Consider the following 2,934-nt stretch of genomic DNA (forward strand, 5'->3'; position numbering starts at 1 on the left):
AAATATCAAATTTAAACTTCGTAAATAAGAAATTGAGCTTTGAATTAAAAGATGGAGCTAGTAGAAGTTTAACTATAAAAAAGGCAATAGATATAATAAATACAACAGAACCAGGACTTGACATACAAGTTATAGAAAAAGATTCTAGCAAAGTCAACAATAAAAAAGTAGATATGACTCTAGGTGGATTAGATTGTGCACATTGTGCAGAAGTAATCAACCAAAAGGTAGAAGCGTTAGACGAAGTAGAAATATCAAATTTAAACTTCGTAAATAAGAAATTGAGCTTTGAATTAAAAGATGGAGCTAGTAGAAGTTTAACTATACAAAAGGCAATAGATATAATAAATACGACAGAACCAGGACTTGACATTCAAGTTATAGAAAAAGCTTCTAGCAAAGGAAACAATAAAAAAGTAGATATGACTCTAGGTGGATTAGACTGTGCGCATTGTGCCGAAGTAATCAACCAAAAGGTAGAAGCATTAGAGGAAGTAGAAATATCAAACTTAAATTTTGTAAACAAAAAATTAAGCTTCGAATTAAAGGCTGGAGTTAGGAGAAATATAGTTATAAACAAAGTATTAGACATAATAAATACAACAGAGCCAGGCCTTGATATACAAGTACACGATAACAGAAAGACTAATTCTAGACAATTACAATTAAAATTAGAAAACTTAAAATGTATGCAATGCGCCGACCAAATAGAGTTTGAAACAAAACAATCACAAGGTGTAAAAGATGCTACTCTAGATTTTGGAAATTGCATGCTAGATATAGAATTAGATGGAAGTGTATCTAGAAGGGAAGTAGTAGAAGAAGTTGCAAAAATAGTTAAAAATCTTGAACACTGTATAAATATACAAGTAAAAGGTGTTTCAAAATCTCAAAATAAACAATTAAACAAAGCTGTTGAAAAGAAATTCGATAAAGACAAGATAGATAAATTGAGATTAATAGTAGGTATAATCGTATATGCTATAACATTTGCTCAAGAAATAATAGGTGGTCATGGTGAAGGAAGCATCATAAGTACAGTATTATTCATAGCAGTTTATTTAGTAGTAGGTGGAGATGTATTATTAAAAGCTGCTAAAAACATGAAAAATGGTAGAGTATTCGATGAAAACTTCTTAATAACAGTCGCTACTGTTGGAGCAATCCTAATAGGTGAAACATCAGAAGCAGTTGGTGTTATGGTATTTTACAAATTAGGTGTATTTTTACAAGGATTAGCAGTTGGTAAATCAAGAAAATCAATTTCAGCCTTGATGGAAATTAGACCTGATATAGCTAATTTAAAAATAGGAAATGATATAGAGGTTGTAGATCCAGAAGAAGTAGAAATTGGAGATATAATCGTAGTTAAACCAGGTGAAAGAGTTCCTCTTGATGGTATAGTAATAGAAGGATCTTCTATGGTAGATACATCAGCGCTTACTGGTGAATCAGTGCTTAGAACTGTAGAAGTAGAAGATGAAGTTCTTTCAGGATTTATAAACAAAAATGCATTATTAACTATAGAAGTAACTAAGGACTTTGGAGAATCAGCAGTTTCAAAGGTATTAGACTTAGTTGAAAATGCAAGTAGTAAAAAAGCAAAAACTGAAAACTTCATAAGTGTGTTCTCTAAATACTACACTCCAGTAGTTGTTGCACTAGCAGCTATAATAGCTATAATACCGCCAATGGTTATAGATATGTCTAGTAAAGCTGTTTGGTATGATTGGATATTGAGAGGATTGACATTCTTAGTTGTTTCTTGCCCTTGCGCATTAGTTTTATCAATACCACTTACTTTCTTCAGTGGAATTGGTTTCGCATCTAAAAACGGTGTGTTAATAAAGGGAAGTAACTACTTAGAAGCATTGAGATATGTAGACACTGTAGTATTTGACAAAACAGGAACACTTACAAAAGGTGTATTCAACGTAACAAAAGTAAACGCAGTAAATGTTTCAGAAGATGAGCTTATGGAATACGCAGCATATGCAGAAGCAAACTCAAACCATCCAATAGCTAAATCAATAGTTGCAGCATACGACAAGGACTTAGATTTAGGAAGAATTGGAGAATATGAAGAAATAGCAGCACATGGTATAAAGGTAAACTACAATGGAAAAATAGTTTTAGCTGGTAATGAAAAATTAATGAAGACCGACAACATAGAATATGTTCCAGTTACTGAAATAGGTACAGTTATCTATGTAGCAGTTGACGGTAAATTTGCTGGATATATAGTAATATCAGATGAAATCAAAGAAGACAGTAAACAAGCAATAGCAAAATTAAAGGAAATAGGAATCAAACAAACAGTTATGCTTACTGGAGACAACAAAAAAGTTGCAGATTCAGTAGCTGAAGAATTAAAATTAGATAAAGTATATTCAAACCTATTACCAGATGAAAAAGTAGAAAAAATAGAAGAAATCTACCAAGGCAGAACAGAAAAACAAAAAGTTGCTTTCGTTGGAGATGGTATAAACGATGCTCCAGTATTAGCTAGGGCAGACGTAGGTATAGCAATGGGTGGACTTGGATCAGACGCAGCTATAGAAGCAGCTGATGTAGTTATAATGAACGACGAACCAAGTCAAATAGCAAAAGCTATAGCAATATCTAAAAAGACTAATAAAATAGTATGGCAAAATATAATATTTGCATTAGGTGTAAAAATTATAGTTTTAATAGCAACTGCTGGTGGAGTATCTATCATGTGGGAGGCAGTATTTGCAGATGTTGGAGTTGCTTTAATAGCAGTACTTAACGCAATGAGAGCGATGAGAATGAAAGATAATAAATAGATTTATTTGTAAAAAGATTTGATTTATATCAAATCTTTTTATAATATATACTTAAAAAATAATAAAATTTTTGTAATTATAGGTATCCTGTTAAAAAAATATAGAACTTTAATTAACTACAAATAAA

The 2,934-nt window shown here is 31.3% G+C and carries 1 protein-coding gene; it reads left to right on the top strand.

Annotation, left to right across the window (positions count from 1 at the left end; genetic code table 11):
• Window positions 1-689 precede the first annotated feature (689 nt).
• Window positions 690-2,807: a heavy metal translocating P-type ATPase gene (locus MR593_RS04700; protein WP_442908402.1), complete on the top strand. Its 2,118-nt coding sequence runs from the start codon at window positions 690-692 to the stop codon at window positions 2,805-2,807.
• Window positions 2,808-2,934: the final 127 nt, after the last annotated feature.

The sequence above is a fragment of the Intestinibacter sp. genome (assembly GCF_022780145.1).
GTDB lineage: Bacteria > Bacillota > Clostridia > Peptostreptococcales > Peptostreptococcaceae > Intestinibacter.